Raw genomic sequence first — 17,291 nt, 5'->3', positions numbered from 1 at the left:
GGCGGTTATTAATAGGAAAAAGACATTTTTTTTTCGTTTGGTCGTTTTATGCTCTCTTTTGTGATGTCTCTTCCATCCTCAAGGCGCTTTTTATTCTTAGGTATAGGTTTCAAAACTGCGAAATGAGATGGATGTCGGTAAATCGCTGAAATAGCCAAAGTAGTAACTCGAGCCCAGCGCTGAATATTGATTCAACTCTTTTTGCGAGGTGACGCGTCCGGCAATCCATGGCAACGGATGAGAGCGTAAAAAGCGCATCAGTGGCAGTAAGGCGGCGCGCTGCGTTTGATCATCAATCGAAAGCGATATTTTGAGCATGTCCGGCTGATGGCTCTGCAAAAACGTCATGGCTTGAAAAGGAAGGTGAATATCATAGCAAAGTGTTTCGACATAAGCGCGCAAGGTCGCTATCACGTTAGCATTGGCCGCAGACGCCTCAGGAGCCTCACCCAGTATCAGTGACGGTATGATGTAGGCAAATGCTTCGGCATCGGCTCGAATCATCTGTTGTAACACGCGATTACCCGGTGCCCAAGTCAGCGCGTCAATATTAAGCGGAAGAACCACCTTATTGACCAGCTCTGGGTGATAGGTATCGAGCTGAAAACGGCAGTAGCGCAGCGCCAAATAGAGACTGAATAGGTCAAGGGCGTATTTAAATTCGGTTGATAGCTCAAGCTGATGGACACTTTGCTCACTGCGTTCACCACAGCGCAACGTGAGATGCTGAAACTCCACCTCACCACTTTTGGTTTGACGAATGGCTTGCGCAACATGCTGAACATCGTTGTGAGATAAGGCTTCATAAAGCGCCTTATCTTCATCGGATTGCGCATATTTGCGCACCAAGGCGCGCAGCCCATGTCGCTGCGCTAAAAGCATTGAATTGTTAGCCAAGGTTACCTACCACATTAATTTGTTTATTTTCTGGGACTTCATTGTACGACAAGACGGCCAATCCTTGAGTGAATGTTCGCGCATATCGTGCGATTAATGGTCGTAGCTGCGGCATGACCAATAAAATTGGCACCAGACCTTGTTGTTTTAATTGCTGTCGCACCAAAGGCAAGTTCTGTTGAAATTGGCCTAATATTGTCGGTTCAATCGGAAAACTGTCGAGCATCACAGGACCACTGGCTTGCGCTTGTTGCAGCGAGGTCAGCAGGATTTTCTCTAATTCATCAGAGAGGGTATAGACACTCAAGTCATTTTTCTGACCGGCGATGAGGTTAAACAGGGTGCGACGCAGCGTGCAGCGGACATCGGCGGCAATTAAAATCGCGTCTTTGCTGTTGTCGGAAGACTCGAGCATGGTGTTGGCGATGGTGCGAATGTCGCGTAGCGGCACTTGGTCGACCAAAAGCTGGCGATAAACTTTCAACTGCTGCGCCGGGGTCAACGCCGCGCTTAACGCTTGTGCCAGTTTGGGGGCTTGCTGTGTGAGACGCTGGTGCATGGCTTCAACATCATCGTGAGTAAACAAGTCCGCCAAATGCGACTTCATCACTTTGCTCAGGTGGGTGGCAATCACAGTGCCATCATCGACCACCTGATAGCCCATATTCAGCGCCTTAGCTTTGTTTTTGTGTTCAATCCACACCGCAGGCAGTTGGTAGGCGGGATCGCTTCCTAAAATACCGTCGATTTCGCCGTAGGTCTCCCCAACGGCAATCGCCATAAGGCGGTCAGGCTCAATAACGCCTTGTTCAACCACTTCGCCGTTGAGAGAGATGGTGTATTGATTGGGCTTGAGGCTTAAGTTGTCACGAATGCGCACTTCAGGCAGCAAAAAGCCAATTTGTTCGGACAAGTTACGCCGTACACCGCGAATACGTTGCGTCAGCGGCGCGCCTTGATCTTTGTTGACCAGGTGGACGAGACGATAACCGATCGCAAGAGAAAGAGTGTGAACATGCGGAATATCTTCCCACCCAAGTGGCGCCTCTTCTTCTCGTTGCATCGCTTGGCTAATGCTGGCCACTTCATCCAGTGAATCGGTTTTTTCTGGCGTTTTACTTTGACGCCAACCGGTAAATGCGATCACCGCAGCAAAGGTAAAAAAGGCCAAATGAGGCATGCCAGGCACGCTGCCCATCACCACCATGATCCCCGCAACCGTGTAGAGGGTCGTTGGCGTCGCAAGCAGCTGCTTACGCATGGTTTCGGACATGTCGTTATCGGAGTCGTTGATTCGAGTGACGATAATCGCCGCCGCGGTCGCCAATAACAGAGATGGGATCTGCGCGACCAAACCGTCACCAATGGTGAGTAGCGCGTAAGTGCGCATCGCTTCGGTGCCACTCATACCGTGGTCAAAAACGCCGATGCTGATACCGCCAAGTAAGTTAATAAACAGAATCAACATGCCCGCGATGGCATCGCCACGCACGAATTTAGACGCACCGTCCATCGAGCCGTGGAAGTCGGCTTCATTGGCAACGTCTTTGCGTCGCAGGCGCGCGGTGTCTTGATCAATCAGGCCAGCGTTAAGGTCAGCGTCGATAGCCATCTGTTTGCCAGGCAACGCGTCCAGCGTAAAGCGTGCTGAAACCTCGGAGATCCGCTCGCCACCTTTGGTGATCACCACAAAGTTAATGATCATCAAAATGACAAACACCACCATACCGATGACGTAGTTACCGCCGATGACCACTTCACCAAACGCTTGAATGACTTTACCGGCGGCATCGCCACCGTTATGACCTTCTAACAAGACAATACGCGTTGATGCAACGTTTAGCGCCAATCGCAAGAGTGTTGCGATGAGCAATATGGTCGGAAAAATCGAGAAATCGAGCGGGCGTTTGGCGGTGGTGCTGACGAGCAACACCAAAATGGCCAAAACAATGTTAAAGGTAAACAGCGCATCCAGCAGCAGAGGGGGCAGTGGCAAAATGACCATCGCCAGCAGCATAAGCAGCACGGTTGGGATCGCTAAACGGCCCTTGGCTGACTGTTGAAACTGTTTTAGCTGGTTAAGCATATGAGAAACCCTTCAATGACATCGAGTTAGTGTTGTAAGTTTTTCGGAATGGCAAAGCTTGGTAACGGCAGGGGCTTATCCCCGCGACCATGACGAAACGCCTTGATTTGCAATACATAATTAAGAATGTGCGCCACCGCGATGTAGAGCTGGCTTGGAATGGCTTGCTCAATCGCCGTGGTGTAATAAATCGAACGTGTTAACGGCGGCGCATGAACAATTTCAACTGAATTTTCACGCGCAATACGCTGAATGTGCATCGCGGTTTCATCAATGCCTTTGGCGACCACAAACGGCGCATCAGACAACTGAGTGTCGTATTTGAGCGCAACCGCATAGTGGGTTGGGTTGACAATCACCACATCGGCGCTTGGCACTGCCTTATCAATACGGCGACGCGCAAATTGCTGCTGTATCTGGCGAATACGCTGTTTGACTTCGGGCCGACCTTCGTTGTTTTTGAACTCTTCTTTGAGCTCTTGCTTGGTCATGCGCAGCCCTTTCTTGTGCTCCCACAATTGATAAGGAATGTCGATAACCCCAAACAGCAAAAGCGCAATGCCCATCAGCAGTAAGCCTTCAAATAGCAGTCGTAGCACTTCAACGACCCCTTGTTCAAAGGGCAAGTTTTGCATGCCAAGCAGTGGCTGTGAGCGGCTGGTCAAAAACAGATACAAGAGCGCAAAAATCACCATGACCTTTAAACTCGATTTCACCAGCTCGGCCAGTGAACGCGTGGAAAATAGGCGTTTTATCCCTTTGAGTGGACTGAGCTTGGTCAAATCGGGTAGCGCACTGGCCGGGCGAAATAGCCAGCCTCCCACCATCATGGTGCTCAATATCGCCGCAACGCCGATGATGATAAACATGGGTAACAGCAGATCAATCACGATGCCCAAACTGTGGCCAACCTGCTCAATCGCCAGCCAAGGATCGGCGAGCGATTCGCGGGTGATGCTCATGTTGTAACGAAAAATGCCTAATAGGGCTTGCCATATATCGGTGATTTTGGCGTAAAAGTAGCTCAATACAGCAAGAAAAATGACCGATGTTGTAAAATCTTTGGCTCGAGGTATTTGGCCTTCGTTGCGCGCTTTGCGTATTTTCTGCGACGAGGGCTGTTCGGTTTTATCTTGTGAAGAATCACTCATGGGTGACCCACCATATATTGATTAAAATGCGACAACAGCTCATGAACCAACGCAGTGTACCGCTCTGGCACACCCGTGATGGTGAGCAAGGTGGCAAAAAGGCCGAGCAGCATCGTCATGGGAAAACCGAGCGCGTAAATGTTCAGTGACGGCGCGGCGCGATTCATCACACCAAAGCTGATGTTGGCTAACAGCATGGCGATGATGGCCGGTAATGCCAGCCCAAGCGCCGCAGTAAATAGCCAACTGAAAAGTGCCACCACCTTGTGTAATGACCAATCACTTAGTCCTGACCCGACCGGCCAAATGGTAAAACTTTGAATAAGAATATCGATGACCACCAAATGACCATCAATTGCGAGAAACAGCAAGGTGCAAAACACCATGAAAATTCGCGCAAGAACCGCCTCTGAATTGCCGTTTACCGGATCGTTCATGATTGCCATCGCAAGGCCCATCTGCAGCGATAAAATTTGCCCCAATAACGTAAATACCGCAAAAAACAGATGCAAAATGAGACCAAAAAACAGCCCCCAAAGGGCTTGTTCAAAAGCCAAAAATAGCGCACTGAGTGAAAACAGCTCCACGGCGGGCATCGCGGGCATTAACGGCGCGGTGATCACCACCAGTGAGAGGGTGAGCAGCGCACGTAACCACATTGGCACCAAACCATCGCCAAAAAATGGCATGAACATCATTGCCGCGCCGAGGCGAAAAAAAGGCCACCAGAACTGCCCTAACAGGGTCGACAGCTCGGCAAATGTGATCTGCATTAACCAATCATTCCTGGTATGTTGTGAAACAGGTAGTCAAACAAATCGATAAGCTTGCGTAGCATCCAGTGCCCAGCAAAAATGACCATTAGCAAACTGACGAGCAATTTTGGCAGAAAGCTTAGAGTCTGTTCATTGATTTGGGTTGCGGCTTGAAAGACCGCGATAACCAAGCCCACGATCAGCCCCGGCACCACAATGACACCCACCATTAGAATGATCAGCCAAATGGCATTGCTCAGTAGATTGACGACCAATTCGGGTGTCATGTTGCATTCCTCAACTCAGCAGGCTTAAAAGCTGGCGGCGAGCGTGCCGACCGTCATTGTCCAGCCATCGGCGAGCACAAATATCACTAGCTTGAATGGCAGCGAAATAATCAGCGGCGATAGCATCATCATCCCCATCGCCATTAGCACGCTTGCTACGACCAAATCGATGATTAAAAACGGAATAAACAGCATGAACCCAATTTGAAATGCAGTTTTAAGTTCACTAATAACGAACGCTGGCAACACCACCGCAAACGAGATGTCGTCCAAATTTTGATTGACCGGTTCGTTGGCAATTCGCAACATCTGCTCAAGTGCGTTTTGATGGGTTTGTGCCAGCATAAAGTCGCGGACGGGAACTTCGGCTTTAGCAAACGCTTCACTGAGGGTAATTTGGCCCGCATCGTAGGGCTGAAAAGCGTGCTGATAAATATCACTCCACACCGGGCGCATGATCAGCAAGCTCAATGCGAGTGCAATACCGACCAAAACACGATTGGGCGGGCTTTGTTGCAGGCCCAATGCTTGGCGTAAAATCGCCAGTACCACAATAATGCGAGTAAAGCTGGTGGCCATTAAAATAAACGCAGGCAAAAAGCTCAGCGCAGTCATCAGCAACAATATTTGCAGCTTAACGCTGTACTCTTGCTGACTGTCGCCATCGGTGACCGAAAACAGTGTTAATCCGCCGTCCGCGGCGATGCTAGGCCAGGCGCACAGGGCTAAGCTGCATAATAGGACGAAACGACGAGTAAACGATCCGCTCAGTGCCTCACGCACAAAACGGATCGGATTGAGAGAGCGGCACGGCATGGTTACTTGCCAACACCACTGAGCGCGGTATCAAGCACATCGATAAGGCGCAGACCATATTTTTCGTTGATCACGACCACTTCCGCGTGCCCCATTAAAGTGCCGTTGACTTTGACATCGAGCGGTTCGCCGTTCAGCTTATCAAGTTCAATGATGCTGCCTTCGCCCGCTTTCATCAAATCACCCAAGGGCACTTCCTTACTCGCGACTTCAAGTGTCACCGTGACGGGAATGTTTTTGAAAAAACTGAGGTCACGCTCTGCAGAGAGAGTGGGGGCAGTGGCCGCGGGCGTATCAAAGTCTTCCAATTGGAAGTCATCAAAATTGAGCTCGTCAGTGTTAAAAGTGGTGTTGTCAGGAGAAACGCTCACGGTTGGATCCTTAATCATGATTTAAAATGACCACCAACTGACCCTCTTGATCAGCAACGCGGCCATGAAAAAGTAGCTCGTTACCAATGCTCACTGGCACCGTATTAAGCAGTTCTATTGGTAAAATATCGTTTGGTGCTAAGCTCAGTACCTCGCTCAGAGGCAATGTTTTGCGACTGAGCAGAACGTTAAGCCGCACTGGAGTGTGGTTTAGCGCTTGATTGAACTCATCGGTTAAGAGACGGTCATGCTGCAGGCCAAGCTGCGCGATCAGTGTGTCAATCAATTGGCTCTCTAAGTCCAAAATAAGCTGTCCGTGCACTTCACCCATTTCGATATCGAGCGTGGCGCGCAATCCCATGCCGTGCGGATATTCAAACGCACAGGGTGCCCACATATTGCTGGGGGCAATCCAGCTAGCAACCACTTTGCTGATCCGCTCTTGCAAGCGCAGATCGCTGCTGGTTAATACCGCTTCGGTGCGAGTGAGCGCTGCGCGATAAAAGCGATCGGCTAACGCCACTAAGAGTGCATCATCTAATTGAACATAAGCCAGCCCACCTTCAAGATGGCGTTGGGCGCAAGCGTTCGGGTTGCGGTTGGTATTGGCATTAAACGTTTGCAATGTAACGCTTTGTAAGGTCACGTTCACATGATGGGTTTTGAGCCAATCTTGCAATGTGTTCGTCAGTGACAAACTTGCGGCGTCAATGATGGCGGTAAGGTTGTCGCGTACCGCATGAATTGGTTTGCCAAGCAGCTCAACATCAATCGCTTGAAGTTCAGGCTTGGACGAGTAAACAGTAGTTCCCATTTATTGGCTGCCACGGAAAATTTATTTAAGGTAATCGGTAAAAGTCATCTATACCGATTATTGCGAAGTGTACACAGAACCTGTGTGTTTTTTACTATTAAGCACCCACAATGTGACCTTAGTTCACATGTTGATTTTCATCTTGTCAATATGATTTAAATAGTCATAATTTGCGGCTAGTTTTAGGTTAGTTTAGCCAAAAATAGATTGTTTAATTCGTCATCAAAAATCAATTTGTTACGTATTTGTGTTTATTGATTTTATTATTAGTTTCTAAAATTGAACATTTTTGTCTATTAACATTCGAAGATCATACCAGCTGAAAAGGTATCATTGTCACAATCAAGAAATGATTTATATATTTCTGTGATTTTATATATTTCAGCCAAATGTTAATAAATCATTGGGTTATCTTTATGTCTTGGTGGATGTTTACTCCTATTGAGATTTCGGTAGTGTTTGCTTGTCGTGACGATCAGTGAAATGGAAACCTTGTGTCGATTTAATACACGAAAGAATAATTTTAATTGCTTAATTATTGGCTTGTTTTGTTTTTTATTAAGCGCGTCTCACGCTATTGCGAATAAAAAAAATGAGATCTTCGTTCCAATGGATTTGTCGCATTGGTCGAGTGAGTCAAACAAATTTTTCTGTGAATTAAAATCGGAATTTTCCGGGGGGAAGTTTTTCTTCCGTGCGGAGCCTGGCAATAAACTCATGGCGACTCTTGAATATAAAAATAATGAAATAGCGTATCAATCTGCTGGCATTTATATTCAATCACCACCATGGAATAACCATTTTCAGGAGACGTTTGTTGCATCGCATCACCGGATGAGCCGCCAAAGCATGCTGTTTCAGAATGATATTGAGCGGTTACTGAATGCTATGGCACAAGGTCAATGGCTTAATATTCAAGCGCATGCGGGTGAAGTGAACCCTCGTCATTCCGTCAAAAATGCCAACGTGAGTGGGCGGTTTGAACTGCCGATCATTCGAATTAATGCGCCGTTAGAGGCATTTAAGCAATGTCGAAATGCGTTGCCAGGTATGAACTACCAAGACGCACGTACGGTGACGTTAGGCTTTGCGATTGGGCAAACACAGCTGAGCTCCGCTCAGCGCGCAACCTTACGTGATTTTTTAAGTTATCTGGTACTCGATGATGCGGTTACCCATGTGCTGATTGATGGGCATACCGATAGCTATGGACCTAAGTTAGTCAATTTAAAGGTATCGCGCGATAGAGCACAGCAAGTAAGCGATTACTTACAAACCCAAGGGTTGAATGCGAAAAAAATTCAAGTTCGCGCGCACGGTGAACGCTACCCATTAGTCAGTAATAACAGCGCTGAGGGGCGGAATAAAAACCGACGAGTGGTGGTTCGGCTCGTGCGCCGTGATGAAGCCATTTCAATCAAAGAGAGTGTGCCACCAACGATCGGCCCACAAATTCAAGCAACGGCAGTGGTGGAATAAGCTTATGCCGATCCAATTAATTCAGATTCAAGGGTGAACAAGATGAATATTTTGCTGGTGGAGCCCAGTGAGTCGCTTGCGATGCCTGTGATTAACGTACTGCAAGAGGCGGGTTATCAGGTTCGACACGCGCGAACTGGGCGCAACGCGCTGATGATGAAGCCTGCTGCAGTCACTTTAGTCAGTTCTCAGCTGCCAGATATGAGTGTTCGCGAGTGGCTCGCTTGCCATCAAAAGCAAGCGAATGCGGGGGTTGCGATCGCAATTGTGAGTCAAGAGGAAGGCTTATTGGCTGCCGATACAATGAAATCTGGCGCCACCGATTATTTATTGCGTCCCTTTGAGAGTAATCAATTGCTCAGTTTGTTGCGCCGCGTTGAGGCGCTTGAGCGCCCCTTGGCCAATTTGGTGGCAGAATCTTGGCGCAGTAAGCAAGTGTTGCAATTGGCGCATCGTGTCGCGGGTACTGCCGCAAGCGTGTTGATCACTGGGGAATCTGGCACCGGAAAAGAAGTGTTGGCCAAATACGTTCACGAGCATTCACTACGTGCCGATGGTCCGTTTGTGGCAGTAAACTGCGCCGCGATCCCGGAATCTATGCTGGAAGCGGTGCTGTTTGGTCATGTTAAAGGGGCATTCACCGGCGCCGTTCAGTCACAAAGTGGCAAGTTTGAAGAGGCCAATGGCGGCACCATCTTACTGGATGAAATTGGGGAAATGTCACCGGCGGTTCAAGCGAAAATTTTGCGCGTATTGCAAGAGCGTGAAGTGGAGCGGATTGGCAGCCACAAAGCAATTAAGCTCGATATTCGCGTGATTGCTGCGACCAATAAAGATCTGCGTCAAGCGGTGAGTCAAGGGACGTTTCGTGAAGATCTCTACTATCGCTTAGATGTGTTACCGCTGCACTGGCCTCCGCTGCGTGAGCGCCAGGAAGACATTCTGCCGATCAGCCGTTTTTTCATTAATAAGTATCAAGAAGGCAAACGTTGTCAGTTGTCACCCGAGGCGGAATTAGCCTTGGTTGGGTATCACTGGCCAGGCAATATTCGTGAATTAGAGAATGTGATCCAACGTGCTTTGGTGATGCGCCATGGCGATGCGATCACCGCCTTTGATTTGATGCTGCCCAATATGCCTCAAGCTCAGGTAAGCGCGACTGCGCCCTGCGCCAATCCTTCGGCATCTCATATCGAAGCCAAAAAACACGCTGAATTTCAGTTTATTTTAGAGAAACTCCGTCAATTTAGTGGCAACCGTACCAAAACTGCGGATGCACTGGGTGTGACAACTCGCGCGCTGCGTTACAAGCTAGCGGCAATGCGTGAACAAGGTATTGATTTGCAGTCGGCCCTCGAGTCGGCGGCATAATAGAGGATAATCATGGCAACTTCCCCTTTCACTCAAGCAATTGGCGCAGAGCAATTGATGCTCGCCAAAATGGACGCAATGAAGGCGCACGTTGCGCCGCAATTTGTCGTGACGGCAAACCCAATCGACCATCGAATCGAGCCTTCGGTGGCGCCACTCTCTTTTGCCGACGCTGTGAATCGAGTATTGACCCAGGTGAATGCTCATCAATCGCATGCGAGCGACAAAATGACCGCGGTTGAACTGGGTCAAAGTGATGATTTGGTCGGCGCTATGGTCGCAAGCCAAAAAGCCAGCCTCTCATTTGATGCCTTAATGCAAGTGCGTAATAAAGTGGTCGGCGCGGTCGACGAAATTATGAAAATGCCGGTGTGATCATGTCAGAAATGTCGACTCAATTGACCACTCAAACGGTGGCGAATACCGCACCAACCTCAACCTTTTCAGCGACCGAAAGTCCTTGGTTACATAAAGCGAAGCAGCTCTGGTCAAGTAGCCAGCGCAATCTGGTTTTGTCGGCTGTGATGGCGGCAATTGTGGCTGCCATTATTGTGGTCGCGCTTTGGAGCTCATCACAAAGTTTTCGCCCGCTCTATTCGCAGCAAGAACGCTTTGATATTGGTGAAATCGTCTCTGTACTTGAAACCGAAGGCATCGACTACCGTTTGCAAGAGCAAAATGGTCAAGTGCTGGTTCCCGAAGGTGAAGTGGCGCGTATTCGCATGCTGTTGGCCTCAAAAGGGGTCAAGGCCAAATTGCCAACCGGCCTTGAAACACTCAAAGATGAAAGCTCGTTAGGCACGAGTCAATTTATGGAGACCGCGCGTTACCGTCATGGTTTAGAAGGCGAGTTAGCACGCACTATCATTTCGCTCAACGCCGTTAGTAACGCTCGAGTGCATCTGGCAATCCCAAGACAAACGCTGTTTGTACGTCAAAACAGTGAAACTCCATCGGCATCGGTAATGCTTGAAATCAAGCCGGGTGAAGATCTGAAACCCGAGCAAGTTGAAGCGATCATCAACTTGGTGGTGGGCAGTGTGAGCAGTATGAAGCCCGAATCGGTTTCAGTGATCGATCAGTACGGCCGTTTGTTGAGCGCCGATGTTGCCTCGACTGAGTCAGGCAAAGTGAATGCCAAATACCTTGATTACCAAAAAAGTGTTGAAAAACAGATCATTCAACGCGCAGCTGACATGCTAACGCCAATCGTCGGACCGGCTAACTTTCGCGTTCAAGTGGCGGCGGCAATGAACTTTAGCCAAGTTGAAGAAACCCAGGAAATTGTGGATAGCAACCCTGTGGTGCGCAACGAACACACCATTTTGAACAATTCGGTCGATCAAATCGCCCTAGGCATGCCAGGCTCTTTAAGCAATCAACCTCCGGTGACGGGGCAGGCTGCAAATGAGGACAGTACCAACAGTAACGCGCGTTCAGAAACCAATCGTCAGTACGCGGTGGGCAGTAGTGTGCGCCGCACGCAATACCAACAAGGCCAGATTGAAAAACTCAATGTGTCGGTGTTATTGAATACCGCGGCCGCGCCAGACGGCGTGGCGTGGACGGCGGATGAGCAAGCGCAAATCACCGCCATGCTTTCTGATGCAGTCGGGATCACCGCGGCGCGCGGCGACAGTTTGAGCCTCATGAGCTTTAATTTTACCCCGATTGAGATCACCGGTCCGACCGAGTTGCCTTGGTGGCAAGATGCTTCGATTCAACAGCCACTGCGCTACGTGATTGGTGGTATTTTGGGCATTGCGATGATTGTTTTTGTGCTGCGACCTCTGGTGCTCCATTTAACGCAATCAGAGCGCCAGCATGCGACATTGCCTGTGGCGGATGAGCCAGAAGAAATCACCTTTGACAATCTGAAAACGCGTGAAGAGCAAGAACGCGAAGCGACCATCAATCGTCGTCTCTCAGAGAAAGGTATTTCGGTGAGTTCCGGGCTGGATGTGGGCAACGAAATGTTACCACCACCAGGATCGCCACTGGAAATTCAATTGAAACATCTCCAGCTTATCGCTAATGAAGAGCCAGCTCGCGTCGCTGAAATATTAAAACAATGGGTAAATGTGAATGAACAAAGCACAGTTAAAACAGAAACCAGCGCTTGACCATGTTGAGCGAACGGCGCTGGTACTGCTCGGTATGGGCGAAGACGCCGCCGCCAAGGTGCTGCAGCATTTCTCCCGTGAAGAAACGCAACGCGTCACTCGCGCTATGGCGCACTTGAGTGGTATTCAAAGCGACAACGCCAAAGGTGTGATCGCAAAATTTTTTGATGATTTTCGTCGTCACAGTGGCATTCGCGGTGCGTCCAAAGAGTATCTGTCAAACACCTTACGTAAGGCGCTCGGCAACGATTTGGCCAAAGGGTTACTCAACGATCTCTATGGTGATGAAATTCGCAACAATATGCAAAAGCTGCAATGGGTTGAGCCAGAAGTATTGGCGCGATTTATCGCCAATGAGCACCCTCAAATGCAAGCGATTTTCTTGGCGTATTTGCCAGCAGAAAGCTCATCAGCGGTGTTAAAGCATCTGCCAAGCGACTATCACGATGAATTGCTGTATCGCATTGCGCGATTGCAAGACATTGACCATCAAGTGGTATCTGACTTGAACGACTTGATTGAGCGCTGCATTGCTGAGGTCTCGTTAACCCAAGCTGCGCCATTGTCGGGGATTAAGCAGGTTGCGGATATCATCAACCGTTTTGATGGTGACCGAGCCACCTTGATGGAAATGCTTAAATTGCATGATGAGAACGTGGCAAATGAAGTGGAACAGAACATGTTTGACTTCATGGTACTGGGTCGTCAAAGCGAAGAGACACTGGATAAATTGGTACAGCAAGTGCCAATTGAGTTTTGGGCAGTGGCACTGAAAGGGGCCGATATTACGCTGCAACAATCGATTAAGCGTTCGATGCCTCAGCGTATGGCCAAAGCGCTGGAAGATGATATGCAAGCTCGTGGTCCAATTCCGTTAAGCCGCGTTGAAGTCGCGCGACAAGACATCATGGAAATTGTTCGAACCTTGGCCGAATCGGGTGAAGTGGAATTGATGCTGTATCAAGAAGTCACGGTGGAATAAGCAATGAGCAACAAACGCATGACGATTCCCGCGACGGGTTACCGTTTGCATCGGTTTCCTCCCTTGGCTCAGCCAATGGGTGCCCCTGGCGATGCTTTGCTTGATGGTCAATGGCAAGAGAGTGCGCTTGATTTGCAGCAAAAGCTGGAGCAAGGGTTTGCACAAGGTTTAGAGCAAGGCCATCAAGAAGGTTTTCGTCAAGGGGTTGAGCAAGGCAAACAACAGGGCTTGATTGACGGTCAGAAAGAGGGGTTTCAAAGCGGGTTTGTGACGGGCGAACAGGCTGGACGCAAAGAGTTTAATGCCGCTGCAAAGCCGCTAAATGAGCTGTTTACTCAGCTCTCTCGTTGGCAAGCAGAGCGTGAGCAGCAGCAGCGTCACATGATTTGCGAGTTAGTGCAGAAAGTGGCGCAGCAAGTGATTCGCGCCGAGCTGACTTTAATGCCACAACAAATTTTAACCTTGGTAGATGAAACACTAGAGGCATTGCCTGGAAAATCCGAAAAAGTCACGGTTCAACTTAACCCTCATGATTTGGAGCGCATTCGCCAAATTAACCGAGAATTGCCGGCGCATTGGAAGCTGGTGGCCAATAACGAATTGGCGGTAGGCGGTGTGCATCTCGTGACCGAAGATGCTGAAGCCGATGCTGGCTGTGATTCACGTCTGCAAGCGTGCATGGATAATGTGAAACAGCACCTTCTCGATGAGAGCAGCGCAGAGCGTGTCAGCGATCGCCTTGTTGCGGTAGAAGATATCGAAGAGGTTGAGCCAATGCTTGATGACGATCTTAACCCAGCCGAGTCAGAGGCGGTCAATGGCTAACAGCGCCGCGTTTGATACATTATCCGATCGCCTCAATGAGGCGATTGCTTCACTGGAATCGGTGCCGATTGCTCGCGTCACAGGACGGCTTATCAAAGTCAATGGGCTGATGCTCCAAGCCGTTGGTTGCCGTTTCAAATTAGAGCAGCGCTGTTTGGTCGAAACAGCGGAAGGCGACATGATTGAAGCTCAAGTGGTGGGCTTTTCGCATAATGTGGCTTATTTAATGCCAGTGCGCCGATTGGGCGGGCTGTTTGCTGGCGCAAAAGTGATCCCCTTAGAAGGCGATAGCACGGTTCAAGTGAGTCAGCAGTGGCTCGGCCGAGTGGTCAATGGCCAAGGCGAGCCGATTGATGATGGTGCGCCTTTAAAAGGTGGCGACCGAGTGTCATTAGAGCCCAAACCGATTAACCCACTGAAACGTCGTCCGGTAGACGCACCGTTGGATGTGGGTGTGCGCGCAATCAATGGTCTACTGACGGTCGGTAAAGGCCAACGTATTGGCTTAATGGCAGGAAGTGGTGTGGGCAAAAGTGTGCTCATGGGAATGATCACCCAAAATACCGATGCTGATGTGATTGTCGTGGGTCTTATCGGAGAGCGTGGACGCGAGGTGCGCGAATTTGTTGAGCGTAACTTAACCGAGACTGCACGTCGCAAGGCGATTATTATCGCCGCCCCTGCTGATGAGTCGCCGCTGATGCGTTTGCGCGCTACATTATTGTGTCATCGTGTGGCGGAGTATTTTCGCGATCAAGGACAGAACGTGTTGATGCTGATGGACTCGCTGACCCGTTACGCAATGGCGCAGCGAGAAATTGCGTTGTCACTGGGAGAGCCTCCAGCATCGCGTGGTTACCCACCATCGGTGTTCAGCTTGCTGCCGCAACTGCTTGAACGAGCGGGCAATGGTGAGAACCCGAATGGCAGTTTAACCGCCATATATACCGTTTTAGCCGAAGGCGATGACCAGCAAGATCCCGTGGTCGATTGCGCGCGTGCCATTTTGGATGGTCATGTGGTGTTATCACGCCAATTGGCCGAGCAAGGTCATTATCCGGCAATCGATATTAACGCCTCTGTGAGCCGCTGTATGTCGGCCTGCACGCCGAAAGCTCATGGCGTGGTTGCCAATCAATTTCGAGCTATGTTTGCCAATTACGCGCAGGTGAAAGAGCTGTTACCGCTCGGGGCGTATCAGCCGGGGCAAGATCATGAGTTGGATCGCGCCGTCGCGCTCTACCCACAAATGCGCGGTTATTTGCAGCAAAATGTGGATGAGCGCGCTGACTATGCCGCGAGCGTCACCGCATTAGCGCAATTGTTTCAAGGATAATGTGCTAAAGGAGAGTCGATAATGCCGATGAGTGCCAAAATCAAAGCGTGCGATAAACTTCAGCAAGTTGAAACGCAGCGACGCGATCGCGTGGGGCAGCAGTTAGATAATATGCGCCAGCAGCATCGGCATATTGAGCAAAAATTGGTGCAGTTAAGTGCGTTGCGTGACGATAAGCCCCGAGCTCATGCCGAGCAAGGTTTTAATAGCGCCGCGCTGATGAATCACGCTCGTGTTGACCATATGCTGCAAAAATGGGTTGTTCACTCACAACAAGAGCAAGCGGTGCTTGAAGCTCAATGTCACCGAATGCAAAAAGAGCTGTGTCAGCGACAAGCGAAAGTGTTGGGATTGGAAACAACGCTAGAGCGATGGAAAGCGAAGCAAAATTATGAAAAAGCGCGCAAAGAGCAGCGGCATCTTGAAGAGCTGATTAACGCGCGAGTGCGCAAACGGGAATGGTAATTTTGCCGAGCTGATAGAATTTAGCGCCTTATCGCACAATAATCTCGTCTTATTCAGATAAGATTGCGCTAATGTGAACGACTTAATCGTCTTATAATGCGAGCTTGAGTGTCGCCTTGCTGGGTTCAGAATAAGAAATAGCACGCAAAACCCGCACTTCGTACTAAAAGTAGCCACTTGATGCAATTTGCTAAAAAAACTGTTTACAGTGTTGAGCTAGGCCAGTAAGATGCGCCATACCAACGGAGAGATGGCTGAGTGGTTGAAAGCACCGGTCTTGAAAACCGGCGTGCGTTAATAGCGCACCTAGGGTTCAAATCCCTATCTCTCCGCCACATTTCACAAAAAAGCCTCTGCAATCACAGAGGCTTTTTTGTTTCTATTCCATAAGTCGCTTTTCATCGCGCCGCGATGAGTCGTATGCCACTGACGAAATAATAAGATGTTTCATCCGTGGCGTGAGGTCTGGCGATCTGCTTTGGTCAGCCTAGCGACCTTTGGCCGCTAAACACTTTCGCCTTGGGTGATTTGATAGCCCATATCGACAATTGCGGTTTCAATGGTTTCGTCACGCAATCGCGCCAGCAGTAACTCAGCGCTTTTCATGCCGATAGCAAAACGCGGTGTATCGACGCTAGTGAGCTTGGGGCTGATGGTTTGGCCAATGTCCAACGCGTTATACCCTACTACTGCCAATTCTGAAGGTACGGCAATGCCGCGACGCTGCGCGCTCAATAGCGTTCCAATCGCGATGTCATCGTTGGTGCAAAAAATACCATCTAGAGTCGGGTGAGCGTCTAACGCTTGGGTCAAAAGCTGCTCTGCTAGAGAAAAGCTGGAGTGCTCGCCGGTAAGAACATGGATCGGCTCGAGCCCTGCTTCTAACATGGCTTTGTCGTAGCCTTCCATACGCAGCCGAGTACGAGTATCAAGCCGCGCGCCAAAATAAGCAACGGTGCGTTTGCCAGACGCTAAGATCCGCTTGACCACTTGGTAAGACGCGTCGATATGATCAAGTCCCACCGCCATATCAATAGGACGCTTAGGTAACTCCATCGTTTCGACCACGGGAATGCCGGCATTTTTTATCATCTGCAATGTGCGTTTGGTGTGATGGGTTTCGGTGAGGATCAGCCCATCCACTTGATACGCCAGTAACGAAGCAATTTTGTGCTCTTCTTCCTGCGCATCGTAACTAAAGTGCGCCAAAAGGGTTTCATAACCGTGGGCTTTGGTCACCGACTCAATGCCTTGTACAAAAGAGGCGAAAATTTGGTTGGAAAGTGAAGGCAGTAAAATGCCAATCGCTTTGCTTGAGGCCTTAGAGAGCATTGCTGGGGCGCGATTTTCGATATACCCCATCTCTTCAAGGGCTGCGGCGATCTTAAGTCCGGTTTTGTGTGCCACGGCATCAGGGTTGCGCAAATAACGCGATACCGTCATTTTGGTTATGCCAACTTTGTCGGCGACATCTTGCAGTGTCGCTCTATTTTTTTTGTGTCCATTCATTATGGTGGTTGTCCAGTAAATTGC

General features: G+C 49.5%; 17 protein-coding genes and 1 tRNA gene. 9 read left to right on the top strand and 9 right to left on the bottom strand.

The window, feature by feature from the left end; all coding sequences use genetic code 11:
• Positions 1–96 precede the first annotated feature (96 nt).
• The 8 genes from HGP28_RS12495 to HGP28_RS12460 are packed head-to-tail and all read right to left on the bottom strand — an operon-like array spanning position 97 to position 7,177.
• Entirely contained in the window at positions 97–897 is an 801-nt protein-coding gene (locus HGP28_RS12495; protein WP_246225700.1) for a diguanylate phosphodiesterase, read from the bottom strand.
• On the bottom strand, positions 890–2,983 hold the full coding sequence (flhA, locus tag HGP28_RS12490; RefSeq protein WP_168836802.1) for a flagellar biosynthesis protein FlhA: 2,094 nt from the start codon (positions 2,981–2,983) through the stop codon (positions 890–892). The genes HGP28_RS12495 and flhA overlap by 8 nt, the downstream gene beginning before the upstream one ends.
• 26 nt (positions 2,984–3,009) lie before the next feature.
• A complete protein-coding gene (flhB, locus tag HGP28_RS12485) occupies positions 3,010–4,134 on the bottom strand; it encodes a flagellar biosynthesis protein FlhB (protein ID WP_168836801.1) in 1,125 nt (374 codons plus the stop codon).
• Positions 4,131–4,907: a flagellar biosynthetic protein FliR gene (fliR, locus tag HGP28_RS12480; protein WP_168836800.1), complete on the bottom strand. Its 777-nt coding sequence runs from the start codon at positions 4,905–4,907 to the stop codon at positions 4,131–4,133. The genes flhB and fliR overlap by 4 nt, the downstream gene beginning before the upstream one ends.
• Positions 4,907–5,176 carry a flagellar biosynthesis protein FliQ gene (gene fliQ / locus HGP28_RS12475; RefSeq protein WP_168836799.1) on the bottom strand — a complete coding sequence of 90 codons (270 nt, stop codon included), beginning with the start codon at positions 5,174–5,176 and terminating at the stop codon, positions 4,907–4,909. The genes fliR and fliQ overlap by 1 nt, the downstream gene beginning before the upstream one ends.
• Positions 5,177–5,200: 24 nt before the next feature.
• Entirely contained in the window at positions 5,201–5,992 is a 792-nt protein-coding gene (gene fliP / locus HGP28_RS12470; RefSeq protein ID WP_168836798.1) for a flagellar type III secretion system pore protein FliP, read from the bottom strand.
• Positions 5,993–5,994: 2 nt separating this feature from the next.
• Complete coding sequence (gene fliN, locus HGP28_RS12465; RefSeq protein ID WP_168836797.1) at positions 5,995–6,381, bottom strand: flagellar motor switch protein FliN; 387 nt, start codon at positions 6,379–6,381, stop codon at positions 5,995–5,997.
• Positions 6,374–7,177 carry a FliM/FliN family flagellar motor switch protein gene (locus HGP28_RS12460; RefSeq protein WP_168836796.1) on the bottom strand — a complete coding sequence of 268 codons (804 nt, stop codon included), beginning with the start codon at positions 7,175–7,177 and terminating at the stop codon, positions 6,374–6,376. The genes fliN and HGP28_RS12460 overlap by 8 nt, the downstream gene beginning before the upstream one ends.
• A gap of 483 nt (positions 7,178–7,660) precedes the next feature.
• On the opposite strand from HGP28_RS12460, the gene HGP28_RS12455 reads away from it, so the two are divergent.
• The 9 genes from HGP28_RS12455 to HGP28_RS12415 all read left to right on the top strand — a co-directional run bounded on the left by HGP28_RS12455 (position 7,661) and on the right by HGP28_RS12415 (position 16,093).
• On the top strand, positions 7,661–8,656 hold the full coding sequence (locus tag HGP28_RS12455; RefSeq protein WP_343033882.1) for a MotY family protein: 996 nt from the start codon (positions 7,661–7,663) through the stop codon (positions 8,654–8,656).
• Positions 8,657–8,689: 33 nt separating this feature from the next.
• Positions 8,690–10,027, top strand: a complete 1,338-nt coding sequence (locus tag HGP28_RS12450; RefSeq protein WP_168836794.1) for a sigma 54-interacting transcriptional regulator — start codon at positions 8,690–8,692, stop codon at positions 10,025–10,027.
• 12 nt (positions 10,028–10,039) lie between these two features.
• Positions 10,040–10,402, top strand: a complete 363-nt coding sequence (gene fliE, locus HGP28_RS12445) for a flagellar hook-basal body complex protein FliE (RefSeq protein ID WP_168836793.1) — start codon at positions 10,040–10,042, stop codon at positions 10,400–10,402.
• 2 nt (positions 10,403–10,404) lie between these two features.
• Entirely contained in the window at positions 10,405–12,150 is a 1,746-nt protein-coding gene (gene fliF, locus HGP28_RS12440) for a flagellar basal-body MS-ring/collar protein FliF (protein WP_168836792.1), read from the top strand.
• Positions 12,113–13,132, top strand: coding sequence for a flagellar motor switch protein FliG (locus tag HGP28_RS12435; RefSeq protein WP_168836791.1), 1,020 nt, complete (start codon positions 12,113–12,115; stop codon positions 13,130–13,132). The genes fliF and HGP28_RS12435 overlap by 38 nt, the downstream gene beginning before the upstream one ends.
• Before the next feature lie 18 nt (positions 13,133–13,150).
• Entirely contained in the window at positions 13,151–13,957 is an 807-nt protein-coding gene (gene fliH, locus HGP28_RS12430; protein ID WP_168836840.1) for a flagellar assembly protein FliH, read from the top strand.
• Positions 13,950–15,293: a flagellar protein export ATPase FliI gene (fliI, locus tag HGP28_RS12425; protein WP_168836790.1), complete on the top strand. Its 1,344-nt coding sequence runs from the start codon at positions 13,950–13,952 to the stop codon at positions 15,291–15,293. Before fliH ends, fliI begins: the two co-directional genes overlap by 8 nt.
• Before the next feature lie 27 nt (positions 15,294–15,320).
• Positions 15,321–15,758: a flagellar export protein FliJ gene (fliJ, locus tag HGP28_RS12420; RefSeq protein ID WP_168836839.1), complete on the top strand. Its 438-nt coding sequence runs from the start codon at positions 15,321–15,323 to the stop codon at positions 15,756–15,758.
• A gap of 244 nt (positions 15,759–16,002) precedes the next feature.
• Positions 16,003–16,093, top strand: a tRNA-Ser gene (locus HGP28_RS12415).
• A 169-nt stretch (positions 16,094–16,262) separates the two neighbouring features.
• Here the strand turns inward: HGP28_RS12415 and HGP28_RS12410 are convergent.
• Positions 16,263–17,267, bottom strand: coding sequence for a substrate-binding domain-containing protein (locus HGP28_RS12410; protein ID WP_168836789.1), 1,005 nt, complete (start codon positions 17,265–17,267; stop codon positions 16,263–16,265).
• Between the last annotated feature and the right edge of the window lie 24 nt (positions 17,268–17,291).

The organism is Vibrio agarilyticus (assembly GCF_012641465.1).
In the GTDB taxonomy this organism is placed as follows: Bacteria; Pseudomonadota; Gammaproteobacteria; order Enterobacterales; family Vibrionaceae; genus Vibrio; species Vibrio agarilyticus.
This window is presented reverse-complemented; position numbering and strand designations above follow the sequence as displayed.